The following is a 14,432-nucleotide window of genomic DNA, read 5'->3' on the forward strand; positions in this document are numbered from 1 at the left end:
GTCACTCCCGGCCCGGAGGGACGCCGAGTTCGGTGAGCCGCTCCACCAAGCGGCCGATGGCCCGTCCCTGATTGCGATAGGCGACGCCGTCGTCGGCCGTCGACCGCACCCACTGGTGGTGCAGCGCGACGACACGCCAATACCTGTCGAACACCGGCGAGCCCGACGAGCCCGCTTCGGTGTCGGTCCAGTACTGCACCACGTCGTCATCGGCGTAACGCACGAGGTTGTGGTGCATGGCGATCTTCTTCGGCAGGCCGCGCGGATGCTGGATGATGTAGACGCGGTCGTCCGCTTCGACGGTGGCGGCCCGGTGGAGCGGCACGATCGGCACGTCGTCCGGCATCGGCTCGGCGGTGGTGACGACGGCGAAGTCATGCGCCCGGTCGCCGTCGATCGACGCGGTATCGCACCGGATCACGACCGGTTTCCGCGGCGTGCCGGCGCTGTCCAGCTCGTAGTGGAATTCCGCCTGGACGGCCTTCGCCCGCCTGTCGCCGTGCCGCCAGTCGTGGAGGACGTGATGGTTCGTCAGCAGGGTGCGCGGGCCGATCCGGAAGGCCGTGCCGTGACAGCCTGCCTTCTCGAACGACACCGTCATCCGGCAGACCGACTTCGCCCTGTCCAGGCCCTGCTCCAGGAAGGACACGTCGAACAGCGTCTCCTCGTCGTCGAAGATCTGCCGCTCGAGGCCGCCGAAGTTGGTCCAGCGCCCGTCATCGGGCGTCAACGCGGGAGCCTGGTCCTCGGGGATCCGGGCGGTGAGGACCGGTGCCGTCTTCGACAACTCGTCGATGCGGGCCGCCAAGGCGGGCCATTTGTCAGCGACGTCGGTCAGCAATTGTTTCACCCGAACGTGTGCCGCGGCCTCGTTGAGAACGTCGAACCACAGACGTTCGGCCGGCTGATTCCAGGAGATCCGGGCCGGGGGGACCCCCGCCCCGATCGCGACGAGTTCGATGTCCCGGTCCCGGTAGATCGCCGTGCTCAACGCATTCCGCAGTTCTCGGAGGCGCTGGTCGGTCCAATCGAGAGGGAAGGAATCCGGAATCGGTGCCATCCGTGGTTCCATCCCTTTCGGTTCAGATCGCGACGCCTCGTCTCCGGGTGGAGTGCCCACCACCATAGCGAGCCGGGAACCGGTCGCTTCAGGGCTTCCTGCCGACACCGCCGAGGATGAGCGAGCCGTTCGGGGTCGCGAACGTGATCTCCGGTTCGGTCGGGCTCGCGTCTTCGGGATGCCACTGCGTGGTCCAGGTCAATCCCGGCGGGAGAAGGTCGAATTCACCGAACAATTCCCGGATCTCGTCGTGGTTGCGCCAGATCACCGGACTGCTGCCGCTGTCGTAGAGTTCCTTGAGCTTCACCAGCGGCTTTTCGTATTCCGGCGGTACCCCTTCGTCGGTGATATGGGAGATCGCCAGATAGGAACCGCTCGGCACGAGTTCCCGATAGCGCTCGACGGAGGCGGGGCCGACGTCGCCGGTGTCGCCACTGCGCGGGGACGCCGGCTGCTGGACGTGCAGGACCGCGATGAGCAGGACGGCCACGGGTTCGTCGAGGTCGAGGATCTTCTGCTCGGCGACCTTCGCCCACAGCCGGTCGGGCGCGCGCAGGTCGGCGTGGACGGCGGCGTGGCGCCGGGGATCACCGTGTTCTTCCAGCAGGGCTTGGGAATGGGTCACCGCGACGGGCTCGTAGTCGACGTACACCACGCGTGCCTTTCCCGGCGCCACGTCGTCGGCGACCTGGTGGGCGTGCTGCATGGTGGGCAGTCCGGCGCCGATGTCGATGAACTGGGTGACCCCCAGGCGCAGGAGATGGCGGGTGACCCGGTGCAGGAAAACGCGGTTGGCCTTGGCGATCGGCCGCAACATCGGGAATTCGCCGAGCACCCGGTCGCCGAACTTCCGGTCGATGGCCCAGGAGGCGGTGCCTTCGAGGTAGTAGTCGTAAACCCGGGCGACGCTGGGTTTGCGCATGTCGACCCCCGGTGGTGGGTACGCCTCTTCGGCCACGGCCGTTCCCTTCGTCGTCTCCACCCTGAACCTCTCGACCGAACGTAGCGGCCGAGTGACCTGACGCAATAGACGGCACTCGAAGGAAGGCTCACTCGCGATCGTGGTCACCGGACCTTCGCCGCTGAAACCGGCGGTGCAATTCCGAACGGGTCTCGTCCGCCGTGGCGGCGGTGTCGAGCAGTGCGTCCCAAGCCTTGGTGTAGGTCTTGATGGACCGCCGGGTCGACCAGTCGATACCGGCGCTGTTTTCGCTGTAGCCGATGTCTTTTCCGTCGTCCGCGCGACGGAAGATGATGAAATCCGGATCGACGTAGGCGGCCGCGCGGTAGGGAACGTAGCGAATGGTGACATTGGCGCGGCGGGTCAGTGCCAGCATATGACCGAGCTGGTCTTCGATGATGTCGTCCTTTTGCGCGCACAACCGGTCGAGCGCGGCTTCGCTGATCACGAACACGAAACCCTTGGCGGGATGGTTGAACAATTCCTGGCGCTTCACGCGCTGGGTGAACCTCGGCGAGACCTCCATGCTGAGCCCGGTGCCGCCGAACTGGTCGTACATGTAGGCCTCGCTCTGGATCAGGCCGGGGATCCGCTCTCCGGTCCAGGAGTGGACTTCCGCGGCCCGTGCCTCCGTCGCCAGTACCTTCACGAACCATTCCGGGGTGCCGATCCGCTCACCGGACCAGACGCGCCGCGGCGCGTTCGCCCTGCTCCACAGCATCCACATCTTCTCGGAAAGCCGGCTTTCCACGGCGCAGTCGGCGATCCAGAGGCCCAGGTCCTCGTGGGAGATCGACGTGGTCCCGTGCTCGATCTTCGTCACCGTGCTCTGCGACTTCCCGATCAGCCGCTGGATGTCGACCTGCCGCTTGCCCGCGTTCTTCCGCGCGGCGGTCAGCAACTCGCCGAGATCACGGCGAACGGTCTGGTCGGTGGGTGGCTGCCGATCGTCCACGATCACCGCTCGCACTGTCCCGGGGCGACGGCCGGTCGCGCCCCTTCAGGGCCTCGAGCAGGGCCTGCCAACTGCGGGCGGGAAAGGTCAGAATCGGCGAACGCCGCCCGAGTTTGCTGTCGCGCACCCCGGTGACGGCATGGTCGCCGAGATTCACCTCCACGCAGGTTCCCCCATTGGGCCCGCTGTAACTCGAACGAATCCAGTCCGCTTCCCGAAAGACGGCGGCCGGGTACTCGGTGTCGTAGAACCGCATCGCTCCCCCTCAGAGCCCGCGAGTCGAATAGCCGAACCCAGAGTGGGCGTCGAATATTCGGTCCGCAAGCCGTTGGCGAATCGATCCGGGGCATGTTCACTCCAAAGATATCTTTCTTGTCCGGCGGGGTACGGGAAAGCGCGTCTTACCGGAGTGCAATTCTGGCATACGCGGCCGAAGGTGACTTTCCCCGCGTCTCGTGTGGCGAAGGGAGCTTTCGTGGCATGGCATGCGGGGAAAGCGTCCTTCGGCCGCCGGACCCCTTTTCCTTGCGCGAGTGTGCTGCGCCGGCCGGATCTCACGTGATTGGAGCCGTAACACGCGTGCTTGGAGCCGTAACTCGCGTGCTTGGAGCCGTAAGACGTGGTGCGGATCCGGCCTTGGCGTGTTGCGCCTCCAATCACGTGAGTTACGGCTTCGATCACGCGTGTTCCGGGCCTGGACACGCGAATCCCGTCATCCGTCGAGCGGAGCTCGTCACTGATCCGCGTCGTGGAGGTCGGGCATGTCCCGCAACTGCCTGCGCGAGGTGATCCCGAGCTTGCGGAAGATGTTGCGGAGGTGGGCGTCCACCGTGCGGGGGCTGAGGAACAGGCGCGTGGCCACCTCTTTCGAAGTCGCGCCCGCCGCGACCTGGCGCGCGATATGCGTCTCCTGCATGGTCAGGTGGTCGTAGGAGTGCCCGGAGCGGCTTCGGGCCACCTCCCCGGTCGCGCGCAGCTCGTCGGCGGCCCGCCGGGTGAACGCCTCCAGCCCGATCTCCGACAGCTGTTCGTGCGCGGTGCGCAGCTGTTCGCGTGCGTCGCGGCGGTGCCCCGCGCGGCGCAGCCACTCCCCGTACCGCAGGTGCGCACGCGCGAGATGCACCGCGAGCGGGCCACCGGCCAGGTGTTCGAGGGCTTCCCGGTGGTCGTCTTCGGAGTCGCTGACCAGCGCCCGCGCACCCGCCACGACACCGAGGGCGAAGGTGGTCCCCGCGGGTTCCGTACGCTCGGCCAGCGATTCCAGCGCCGACCGGGCGACGTCGTCGTCCCCGCACCGGACCGCGGCTTCCACCAGCTCGGGCAGCGCGATGCCGGCGAGGAAAAGGTCACCGCTCGCCACAGCCCGCTTCGCCGCGTCCAGCGCCGCCGGGTACTCGGCGAGTCCGTTGTACAGCACGGCCGTGGCCCAGTGGGCGTTCGCGGTCAGCTGGCCGTCGCCCCGGCTCGTCGCCTCGGCGAACAGGTCGAGCACCTCCTGACGGCGGCCCCGCATCGCCGCCAGATGCACTCTCGGGTATAGCTGCGGCGGATCGCCGACGGCGTCCGCGATCGCTTCCTCCTCGGCGATCGCGGCCATCGCCTGTCCGAACTTCCCGGTGAGTACCGCGTGCAGCGCCACCTGGGACAGGCCGAGCCGGATGGTCATCGGCGCTCCCGTGCCCCGCCCGGTCCGCACCAGCCAGCCGACGATCGTCGCGTGCAGATCGATGTCCCACAGTTCACCCGCGAGCACGGTGGCCAAGGCCGGTGTCCTGGTCCAGCCGGCGTCGTCGCCGGTGAGGACCCGGCGAAGCGCCGGTACGCCGGCGTGGTGTCCCTCGGTGGTCAACCGCACGAGCGCGTCGAGAAGATCCGGCGGCCCGGACACCGGCGGCGCCGAGCGGGCCGCGTCGAGGACCCGGTCCAGGACGCCCGCGGCCCTTCCGACGACGAGCCCCATCTCCAGTGCCGCGACGAAACACTCCCGCGACCGCTCCGGGTCGACTCCTGCGAGCCGTTGCGCGGCCCGCAGGATGAGTTCAGGTCCGCGGACGGCCCCCTCCGCGCCCTGCACGAAGGCGATCCGCCCGCGCAGCAAGTCCACCGAGGCGTGCTGGGGGACAGCCAGGCTTTCGGTGTCGACGCTGGCCAGCAGATCCGCCGCCGTGTCCGTCCCGCCCGCCTCGAGCGTCGTCCGCGCCGCCGCGAGCGTGCGTTCGGTCTGCTTGGCGGGGTCGAGTGACAGCGCCGCCGCGCGTTCGAGGAAAGCGGCGGCGGCCGCCACGCCCCCGCGTGCCTGCGCACGCGACGCCGACAGTTCCAGCTCCGCCGCGACCTGTTCGTCCGGTCCGGTGGTGGCCTGAGCACGGTGCCAGGCCCGCCGGTCTCCCGCGGCTTCCGGATCGGTGACCTCGGCCAGCGCCCGATGGGCCGCGTGGCGCCGTTCCGGCTCGGCCGCGCGGTACGCCGCCGAGCGCGCCAGCGGATGGCAGAAGCGCGCCCGCGTGTCGAACACGATCAGCCCGGACGCTTCGGCGGCGGCGCTCGCGGCGGGCACGTCGAGATCCCACCGCCGTGCGGCCGCCCACAGCAGGGCGGGGTCGCCGGTGGGATCGGCGCTCGCGAGGATCAGCAGGTGCCGCGCGTCCGCGGGCAGTCCCGCCATCCTCGCCCGGAAACTCCGCTCGATCCGGCTCGCGATCGGCGACGGCGCCGGCAGCGCGAAGCCACCCGCTTTCGGCAGTTCGATCAGGGCCAGCGGATTGCCGCGTGCCTCGGCGAGCAGGCGATCACGTACCCGCTCGTCCAACGTCACGGTCTTCTCCTCGGCCAGCAAGGCACGCGCGTCCGCGTCGCTCAGGCCACCGACCGTCAACCCTGGCAGCTCGTCCAGCCCGCGGACCGGGTTCTGGTCGCGGGCCGCGAACACCATCGCGATCGGCTCGGCCGCGATCCGCCGCGCCAGGAACGCCAACGCCTTCGCCGAGGCGGTGTCCAGCCAATGCGCGTCGTCGACCACGCACAGCATCGGACGCGTCCCCGCGGCGGTGGCCAGCAGTTCGAGCGCGGCGAGACCGATCCGGAACGGGTCCGGCGCGCCGTCGGCCAGCCCGAACGCGACGAGGAGGGAGTCACGGTAGGGATCCGACAGCTTGTCGAGATACGCCAGCGCCGGGACACACAGCTGATGCAGCGCGGCGAAGGGCAGTTCACCCTCGAACTCCGAACCGGACGCGCGGATGAGCTGGAACTCCTCCGCCGTCGCCTGTGCGACGTGGTCCAGCAGCGCGCTCTTGCCGATGCCGGGTTCACCACGGAGGACGAGCACGCCGCCCTCGCCTCGGCCGGCCGCGTGGGCCAGGGCGAGGAGGCGATCGATCTCGTCTCGCCTGCCGACGAGCGAGCGGGAGGGCGTCGGGGGCATGGTCCGAACCCTAGCGAGGTGAAGTAGGTGATTGTCACCGACGCGAGCGGAGGGGTATCCGCGCGATCGTTGCGGCATGACAGTACGAGCGAAGACACGGATATCGCGCGGGGTGGCGATGGTCGGCCTCGCGACAGCCATGTTCCTGGTCATTCTCGACGCCGCGATGGTGAACCTCGCCGGATCCACGATCCGTCAGGGGCTGGCGCTCACCGCCGCCGAACTGACCGTGGTCGTGGACAGCTATCTGGTGACGTTCGCCGGCCTGCTGCTGCTCGGTGGCAGGCTCGCCGACGTACTCGGCGCCAGGAAGGTGTTCCTGACCGGGATGGGCGTCTATCTCGCGGCCTCGGCCTTCTGCGCGCTGGCCACCAGCGGCGGGATGCTGATCGCCGGGCGGATCGGGCAGGGGATCGGGGCGGCGGTCCTGATGCCCGCCGCGCTCTCGCTCGTGCTCGGCATCTACTCGTCTCCCGCGGAACGCACCCGCGCGATGGGGATCTGGGGCGCGGTCGCGGGAACGGGCAGTCTCGTCGGTGTCTTCCTCGGCGGAACGCTGACCGAACTGCTCGGCTGGCAGGCGGTGTTCGTGACCCCGGTGCCGTTCGGCGTCATCGGGGCGATCGTGGTGTGGCGAGCGGTGCCGCCGGTTCCCGGCAGGCCGGGCCGGTTCGACGCGCTGGGCGCCGTCACGATCACCGTCGGGATCTCCGGGCTCGCGCTGGGCATGGTCTCGGCCTCCGACGCGGGATGGACCGCGCCCGGCACGGTCGTCGGCCTCGTGGCCGGACTCGTTTCCCTGGTGGCGTTCGTGTTCGTCGAGCGGCGCTCCGCCCGGCCGCTGGTCCCGCTCGGCGTGTTCCGCCGGAAACCGGTGGTCACGGCGAACCTGGTGATGGTGTTGATCGGCGGCACCCTGACGAGCCTGTTCTTCTTCCTTCCCCAGTACCAGCAGGACATCCTCGGGATGAGCCCGCTGGCGACCGGCATGACCCAGCTCCCGCTCGCCGTCATGATCATCGTGGGCAGCGTCCTCGCGCCGATACTCGCGAAACGCGTCGGACCGAGCCGTGCGCTCTCGCTCGCCCTCGCCGTCCTGCTCGCCGGTTTTCTTTGGCTGGCACTGGATCCGACGACCAGCGGCTTCTCGGCCGGCCTGCTGGGCGCGTTCCTGCTGATCGGCGCCGGACTCGGGCTGGGCGCCGTCAACGCCACCGCGATGGCGGTCCGCGACAGCGCGGACGGGGAAGCGGGCCTGCTCAGCGGCCTGGTCAACGCCGCGCAGCAACTGGGCGGCGCGGTCGGGCTCGCCGCGCTCGCCGGAATCGCCATCGGCGCCGCGGGCACACACGGCGACATCTCGTTCACGACCGCTTTCCTCGGCGAGGCCGCGCTCGTCGTCATCGCCCTCGCGGTGTCGCTCGTTTCCGCGGCAAGGACACGACACTGATCTCCGCAACGAAAGGACACTCCACAATGGACACCGTGCTGGTGACCGGCGCGACCGGAACCGTCGGATCCGCCTTGATCCCCGCCCTTCAAGCTCGCGGAGTCACCGTCCGCGCCATGACCCGCGACCCCGGTCACCTCGTTCCCGGCGCCGAAACCGTGGTCGCCGACCTGCGTGATCCCGGATCGGTCACCGCGGCGCTGCGAGGCGTCGACGCGGCCTTCCTCAACAGCCCCTCCGCGCCCGACGCCGCCTCGCTCCAGATCGGGTTCGCCGACCTCGCCCGGGACGCCGGCGTGAACCGGCTCGTGCTGCTCTCGCAGTACGCGGCACAGGCGGACTCGCCGGTGCGATTCCTGCGGTGGCACGCCGAAGTCGAGGCGCATGTCGGATCACTGGGGTTGGCGCACACCGTGCTGCGCCCCAACCTCTACCTGCAAGCGCTGCTCGCCTTCGCCGGCACCATCTCGCAGGGCTTCTTCGCCGCGCCCATCGGCGACGCCGCCGTCAGCGCCATCGACACCCGGGATATCGCGGACGCCGCCGGGGCCGTGCTGACCGGTCCGGGACATGACGGCCGCACCTACACGCTGACCGGACCCCGCGCGGTGACCCACGGCCAGATCGCCGACGCGCTCTCCACGGCCACCGGGCGGAGCGTCAGCTTCCACGACACGACCGCCGATCGGTTCGCCGCCGCGCTGACCGGTCTGCTCCCGCCCTGGCAGATCGAGGGCCTCGTCGAGGACTACGCCCACTACGCCAGGGGCGAAGCCGCCGAAGTGGACACGTCCGTCGCCGATCTCACCGGAAGACCCGCGCGGGACATCGTCGACTTCGCCCGCGACCACGCCGCCGCTTTCGCTTCCGTGTGAAAGGAAATCCGATGATCTACCACTGCATCCGGTTCACTCTCAAGCCCGCTGTCACCGAGGACGAAAAGGCGGCGGGCCTCGCGCGGATGGCCGAGCACAGCAGTGTCATTCCCGCCATCAAGGCACGCGTCGTCGGCCCTGACTTCGGTGGGGAATTCGAGTATGGCGCTGTCACGGTGCTCGAAGACATCGAGGATTACGAGCAGTACATGAATCATCCCGCGCACCTCGAAATGGACCGGACCGGATTGCCGCTGATCGACAGATTCGTGTCGTACGACGTCACGGACGACCCGGACCCGGAGATCGGCGCGAAGATCGCCGACGTTCATCGGCGCCGGTTCGAGAACGTGCCCGACGTCGCCGAGTTGGTGGCAGGCCTCAACGAGTACAGCGGCAGCGCCGCACCCGGCCCGCACTCTCGTGGGTAGGGACCCGTCGGGGTTTCGATGCGGGGCACAGGCCGGGCGGCCGACAAGCCACCGGAGTCAGGACGGCGCGTCGTAGCGGCTGGTGATCGCGGCGGCGCGGTCGCGCAGGGAGGCGCGCAACCACGGCGGGGCGAGGGCTTCCGCGTCCGTGGAGAGCTGCCACAACGCCCATTCGGCGTGGCGCGCGTCCTGGAAGGTCACCTCCAGTCGCAGCCTGCCGTCCTCGTCGGTTTCCTCCGCGAGGATGGCCAGCGCGGTGCCCACGAGCTCTTCCCGCCGCCCCGGGGCGACGCGCACCAGCACGGCGACCTGGTCCCCGCCGGTCCGGAACCGCGTGCTGCGTTCCTGCCAGGCCCGGTCCAGATCGACCCGGTCCGGTCGTTGCGCCGGTTCGGGAAGTTCCTCGGCTGCCCGCAGCCGGGACAGCCGGTAGGTGCGGTCCTCACCGGATCTCGTGGCCAGCAGGTAACCCCGGTCCCGGACGGTGACCAGCCCGATCGGGTCCACCGTGCGCCACTGCGCCGCCCGCCCCGTCGGCGCGTAATGGATGCGCAGCTTGTGCCCGGCGAACACCGCCCGCCGGACCTCGGTCACGATCGCGTCGGACACCTCCTCGGCGGCCTCCCGGCGGGAGAGGAGGTCGATCTCCGGGTCGACGAGCAGCCGCCGGGCCGCGCCCGCCGCGGTGTCCCGCTGGCTTTCCGGCAGCGCGTCGATCACCTTGAGCATGGCCGAGGCGAGCGCCGAGCCGAGGCCGAACGCCTGCGCGCCGCGTCGTGATCCGGCGATCAGCAGCGCGAGCGCCTCGTCGTGGTTCAGCCCGGTGAGTTCGGTCTGGAAACCGGGCAGCAACGCGAACCCGCCGTGCCTGCCGCGTTCGGCGTAGACCGGGACACCCGCCGCGGACAACGCCTCGATGTCGCGCAGCACGGTGCGGGTGGAGACCTCCAGCTCGCGGGCGAGCGTGGTCGCGGACAGCCTGCCGCGGTGCCGCAGGAGCAACACCAGCGAGACCAGCCGGTCGGCGCGCATGGGAAAACTCTAGCGGAATACACGACACAGGATGTCGTGATTCGCTGCGAGGCTCATCCGCATGACAAGCAGGACTGTGGCCACCGAGCCGAACGATCTGGGCAAATTCTTCATCGAGCGAGGCAACGCGGGCGATGTCGACGGACTGGTGGCGTTGTACGAACCGGACGCCGTGCTGGCGTTCCCGCCGGGCAACATCGCGACCGGGCACGCGGAGATCCGCAAGGTGTACGAGGAGTTCGTCGCGGCCGCGCCGGAACTCCTGCCGGGCAGGCAGCATCCGGCGCTGGTGGGCGGCGACCTGGCGCTCACCGCGTCCACGCTGACCACCGGTGAGACGACCATCGAGGTCGCCCGCCGTCAGCCGGACGGATCCTGGCTCTGGGCGCTGGACCAGCCGGTGTTCGTGCCGTAGGGAAGGTTTCGGGACGTCGACTTCTGGCTGGGGACTTGATCGACGGAGGATCGGGGACATCGAGTGTCCCCGATCCTCCGTTGATTGGTACCGCCTCACCCGCCGGCCCCGGCGTCAGATCGTGCAGTTCCTGGACGTACCCGTGTTCACCTTGGCTCCGGTGAACTCCTCGATGATCGCGACGTTCTCCGGGGCGTAGTTCTTGGCGACGATCTTGGCCACGTCCGCACTGCCGAGTTTGGCGGCGTGGGGCGCGGATTGATCCAGCCAGTAGGCCGTCCGGAGGAATTCGATGAGCACGAATTCGCGCAATTCGGGCTGAGCCTTGATCTTGGCCCAGTAATCGGGATGGTTCGCCTTGGCGACGCGCAGGTAGAGCTGAAGGTAGCGCATGTTCGTGGCCGCGATGTCCCGCGAATTGCTCGCGCCCACTCCCTGGATGTACTCGGCGACGACGGTCGCGGCGGGCAATCCCATGAGCCCGGCGTTGAGTTCCGCGATCACCCCTTGCATCCGGTACGACCCCTGCTGCTGGTCCCGCAGGTAGATGTCGTCCATCGAACGCGTGAGACCGTCCGTGATGAGCGGCAGTATTTCGCGGCGCGGGAAGCCGCCGTGGATCGGCACCTTCATCGCCTTGCGGGAAGCGTCGATCCACGCGGAGACGTACACGTCCCAGGAGGTTCTCGAAGGATCCAGGTCCCACATGTGGGTCTCTTCGTGGATCGCCACCATCAGGGATTCGGCGAGGGCGTTGAAGCTGGTCTTGTTCACGAATTGGCTGAAGTACTTGTCCTTGGCCTGAGCGATCGCGAGGCCTTCGCCGCTGGGCCAGCGCCGCTTGTACACGGCTTGGATCGTCTGAAGCCACTTCGTGGACTGGAAACCGGCCTTTATGTCACTTACATCGGCTTTCGGTTGTACGGGTTCCTCATAGCAGAAGGGGGTGCGGGCGGTCGCCGTCTCTTGAGCGGAGACAGGGAATGGGGTGAGGGACAGGGCGAGGCACGCGGTCAGCACGGTAATGCCATATCGGCGCATAAGGACCTCGGTTCACGGTAGGGTTTTCCGTGGGGCGGACGGAAGTGTCCCCTACCGATCACCGTTGATTCAATGATCCGGCTCGTACTACGGCTGTACAGGCTAGGAATTATGGCGGCGAACGGGCGAATCCACGGCGAGCCGGGATCGGCGTATGCTGTATCCGAAGTAGATCAGCAGGCCGAGCGCCATCCAGCCGGCGAAGACGATCCAGGTCGCGCCATCGAGGCTGAGCATCATGTAACCGCAGCACAGCACGCCGAGGACGGGCGTGACGGGCGAGAACGGCACGCGGAACGAGCGCGGGGCCTCCGGTTGCCGCTTTCGCAGCAGCAGGACGGCGACGTTCACCAGCCCGAAGGCGAACAGCGTGCCGATGCTGGTGGCGTCGGCCAGCTTCCCGAGCGGGATGAACGCGGCCAGCGTCGCGACGAAGCCCGAGACCACCAGGGTGTTGATCCGGGGAGTGCCGGTTTTGGGGTCCACTTTGGACAGCGAAGCGGGGACGAGGCCGTCGCGCGACATCGAGTACAGGATGCGGGTCTGTCCGTAGAGGACGGTCAGCACGACGCTGGAGATCGCCACGATGGCGCCGACGGCCAGCAGTCCGGCCCATAGCGGGTTGTCGGAAACGGCGCCGAGCACGTGCGAAAGGGCGGCCTCCTTGCCGTCGAACTCCTGCCACGGCAGCGCGCCCACGGCCGCCACGGCGACCAGGCAGTACAGCACGGTGACGATCGCGAGCGAGAGCAGGATCGCCCTCGGCAGATCCCGTTGCGGGTTCTTCGCCTCTTCGCCCGCCGTGGAGGCCGCGTCGAAACCGATGTAGGAGAAGAACAGTTTCGCGGCGCCGGCGCTCAGCCCGGCCAGGCCGAGCGGCAGGAACGGGGCGAAGTTCGCGGCCCGGACCGCGGAGAACGCGATCGCGCAGAACAGCACCAGCGTGCCGACCTTGACCACGACCATGATCGCGTTGGCCCGCGCGCTCTCCTTCGCGCCGGACAGCAACAGGAACATGGCGAGCAGTACGACGACGATGGCCGGGACGTTGACGATCCCGCCCGAGCCCGGTGGCTGGCTGAACGCGTCGGGGATGGCGAAACCGAACGTCAGCCGCAGCAGCTCGTTGAGGTACTGACCCCAGCCGACGGCCACCGACGCCACCGAGACGCCGTACTCGAGCACCAGGCACCAGCCGCAGACCCAGGCGACCAGTTCGCCGAGCGTGGCGTAAGCGTAGGAGTAGGACGAACCGGACACCGGGATCATTCCGGCGAGTTCGGCGTAGGAGAGCGCGGAGAACAGCGCGGTGATCCCGGCGAGCACGAACGACAGCACGACCGCCGGGCCTGCCACGGGGACCGCCTCGCCGAGCACGACGAAGATCCCGCTGCCCAGCGTCGCGCCGATGCTGAGCATGGTCAGCTGCCCGAGGCCGAGGGAGCGCTTCAGCGTGCCGTGCTCACTGTCGGCGATCAGATCGGCGACCGGTTTCCGCCGCACCGCCGCGGCTCGCAAAGTCATGCCGAGGACCGTATCCGCCGTGCCGAACCCGCAGCACAGGAGATCGTTGCTTGGTTACCTGGATTACAGGCGATTCGTTGAACAGTACCAGTCGATTTGTGAAGAATCGTTCTACCGGGTGGTTCCGTCCACCGGGCTGACCGCCGCGCCGCCGCTCGTCACCGCCAGTACCGTGTCGCCGCAGCGTACGACGTCGCCGGGAGCGAGCGGGACCGGCCCCGCGACGCGCTCGCCGTTGTGGAACGTCCCATTGCGCGAACCGAGATCCACCAGGACGGCGCCACTCTCGCCGACGGTGATCTCGGCGTGGTCGCGGGAAACGGCGCCGTCATGGCGGAGGGCGACGTCGGCACTCGCGTCCCGGCCGATGGCCAGCCGCCCCAGCACGGGCAGTTCCCGCAGGCGGGCCCGCCCCGAACCGTCGACCCAGGTCAACGCCGGTCGCCCGGTCCCGGCGGCACCGGGGGCGGCCACCCGCAGCAGGGTCGCCGTCCCGGCGTGGGCGAGTACCGCGCGTTCCAGTTCCCGCAACGCCGGCCCCGGGTCGACGCCCGCCTCCTCGGCCAGGATCCGCCGCGCCTGCCGGAACCGGTCGAGGGCCTCGGCCTGACGTCCATCCTGGTAGAGCGCGACCATCAGCTGACCCCAGAACCGTTCCCGCAGCGGATGTTCGGAGACCAGGTCCTCGAGCTCCCGCACCAGACCGGGGACGTCACCCGCGCGCAGATCCGCGGCGATCCGCGCCTCCAACGCCTCCCAGCGCATCTCCGCGTAAAGGGCGCGGGCGGGGTCGAAGGCGGCGTGATCCGGCAGATCGGCGCAGAACGGGCCCCGCCACACCTCGAGTGCCCGCCGGTATCCCGCCGCGGCGCCGCCGGTGTCGCGTGCCCGTTCGGCGGCCCTCGCCCGGCCGATCGCGTCCTCCGCCTCGCGGATGTCGGCGCGGACGCCGAGAAGCCGGTAACCCGCCGGTCCGTGGAGCAGGGATCCCCCGTGCGCCCCCAGGTTCTGCCGCAGATTGTGCACGTGGACCTGTACGGTGGCGCGGGACGCGGGCTTGCCGGTGTCGGAGTAGATCGCCTCCGCCAGCCTGGCCGCGTTCACCGGCGCCTCCCCGGAAGCGGCAAGCACGGCGAGCACCGCCCGCGGCCGCAGACCACCAGGTGTGGCGGATACGCCGTCGACGACCAGCTCCACCGGCCCCAGCAACCGCACCTCCACCGTCACGGGGCCGATCATCTCAGGTTCCTCCGGCAGCTTGAAG

The 14,432-nt window shown here is 69.2% G+C and carries 13 protein-coding genes; 4 read left to right on the forward strand and 9 right to left on the reverse strand.

Features of this window, described 5'->3' with window-relative positions:
* Position 1: 1 nt before the first annotated feature.
* The 5 genes from DL990_RS21525 to DL990_RS21545 form a co-directional block, all read right to left on the reverse strand.
* On the reverse strand, positions 2-1,060 hold the full coding sequence (locus tag DL990_RS21525) for a trypsin-like peptidase domain-containing protein (RefSeq protein WP_158632642.1): 1,059 nt from the start codon (positions 1,058-1,060) through the stop codon (positions 2-4).
* An 88-nt stretch (positions 1,061-1,148) separates the two neighbouring features.
* Positions 1,149-1,982 (reverse strand): SAM-dependent methyltransferase, encoded by an 834-nt coding sequence (locus tag DL990_RS21530; RefSeq protein ID WP_125799934.1) that lies wholly within the window; start codon positions 1,980-1,982, stop codon positions 1,149-1,151.
* Positions 1,983-2,109: 127 nt separating this feature from the next.
* Positions 2,110-2,982 (reverse strand): helix-turn-helix transcriptional regulator, encoded by an 873-nt coding sequence (locus tag DL990_RS21535; RefSeq protein WP_158632643.1) that lies wholly within the window; start codon positions 2,980-2,982, stop codon positions 2,110-2,112.
* Positions 2,933-3,232 carry a DUF397 domain-containing protein gene (locus DL990_RS21540; RefSeq protein ID WP_125799725.1) on the reverse strand — a complete coding sequence of 100 codons (300 nt, stop codon included), beginning with the start codon at positions 3,230-3,232 and terminating at the stop codon, positions 2,933-2,935. Before DL990_RS21540 ends, DL990_RS21535 begins: the two co-directional genes overlap by 50 nt.
* Before the next feature lie 477 nt (positions 3,233-3,709).
* The gene (locus DL990_RS21545; RefSeq protein ID WP_125799726.1) at positions 3,710-6,400 is read right to left on the reverse strand and encodes an AAA family ATPase; all 2,691 of its coding nucleotides are present in this window, start codon (positions 6,398-6,400) and stop codon (positions 3,710-3,712) included.
* 76 nt (positions 6,401-6,476) lie between these two features.
* Between DL990_RS21545 and DL990_RS21550 the strand changes: the two genes are divergently transcribed.
* From DL990_RS21550 to DL990_RS21560, 3 genes are read left to right on the forward strand one after another with little or no spacing between them, the layout of a single operon-like run.
* Positions 6,477-7,850, forward strand: a complete 1,374-nt coding sequence (locus DL990_RS21550) for an MFS transporter (protein WP_233599286.1) — start codon at positions 6,477-6,479, stop codon at positions 7,848-7,850.
* A gap of 26 nt (positions 7,851-7,876) precedes the next feature.
* Positions 7,877-8,725: an SDR family oxidoreductase gene (locus tag DL990_RS21555; RefSeq protein WP_125799727.1), complete on the forward strand. Its 849-nt coding sequence runs from the start codon at positions 7,877-7,879 to the stop codon at positions 8,723-8,725.
* A gap of 11 nt (positions 8,726-8,736) precedes the next feature.
* A complete protein-coding gene (locus DL990_RS21560) occupies positions 8,737-9,156 on the forward strand; it encodes a Dabb family protein (RefSeq protein WP_125789564.1) in 420 nt (139 codons plus the stop codon).
* Between the two features lie 57 nt (positions 9,157-9,213).
* Here the strand turns inward: DL990_RS21560 and DL990_RS21565 are convergent, their stop codons facing one another.
* Positions 9,214-10,188, reverse strand: a complete 975-nt coding sequence (locus DL990_RS21565) for a YafY family protein (protein ID WP_125799728.1) — start codon at positions 10,186-10,188, stop codon at positions 9,214-9,216.
* A gap of 76 nt (positions 10,189-10,264) precedes the next feature.
* Here DL990_RS21565 and DL990_RS21570 point away from each other — a divergent pair, with 76 nt between their 5' ends.
* Positions 10,265-10,603 (forward strand): nuclear transport factor 2 family protein, encoded by a 339-nt coding sequence (locus DL990_RS21570; RefSeq protein ID WP_125789601.1) that lies wholly within the window; start codon positions 10,265-10,267, stop codon positions 10,601-10,603.
* A 114-nt stretch (positions 10,604-10,717) separates the two neighbouring features.
* Here the strand turns inward: DL990_RS21570 and DL990_RS21575 are convergent, their stop codons facing one another.
* The 3 genes from DL990_RS21575 to DL990_RS21585 form a co-directional block, all read right to left on the reverse strand.
* Positions 10,718-11,452: a hypothetical protein gene (locus DL990_RS21575; RefSeq protein WP_125799729.1), complete on the reverse strand. Its 735-nt coding sequence runs from the start codon at positions 11,450-11,452 to the stop codon at positions 10,718-10,720.
* 294 nt (positions 11,453-11,746) lie between these two features.
* A complete protein-coding gene (locus DL990_RS21580) occupies positions 11,747-13,168 on the reverse strand; it encodes an amino acid permease (protein ID WP_125799730.1) in 1,422 nt (473 codons plus the stop codon).
* Between the two features lie 111 nt (positions 13,169-13,279).
* Positions 13,280-14,407: a BTAD domain-containing putative transcriptional regulator gene (locus DL990_RS21585; protein ID WP_158632644.1), complete on the reverse strand. Its 1,128-nt coding sequence runs from the start codon at positions 14,405-14,407 to the stop codon at positions 13,280-13,282.
* Between the last annotated feature and the right edge of the window lie 25 nt (positions 14,408-14,432).

It is taken from the genome of Amycolatopsis sp. WAC 01416, from assembly GCF_003947485.1.
Lineage (GTDB): Bacteria > Actinomycetota > Actinomycetes > Mycobacteriales > Pseudonocardiaceae > Amycolatopsis.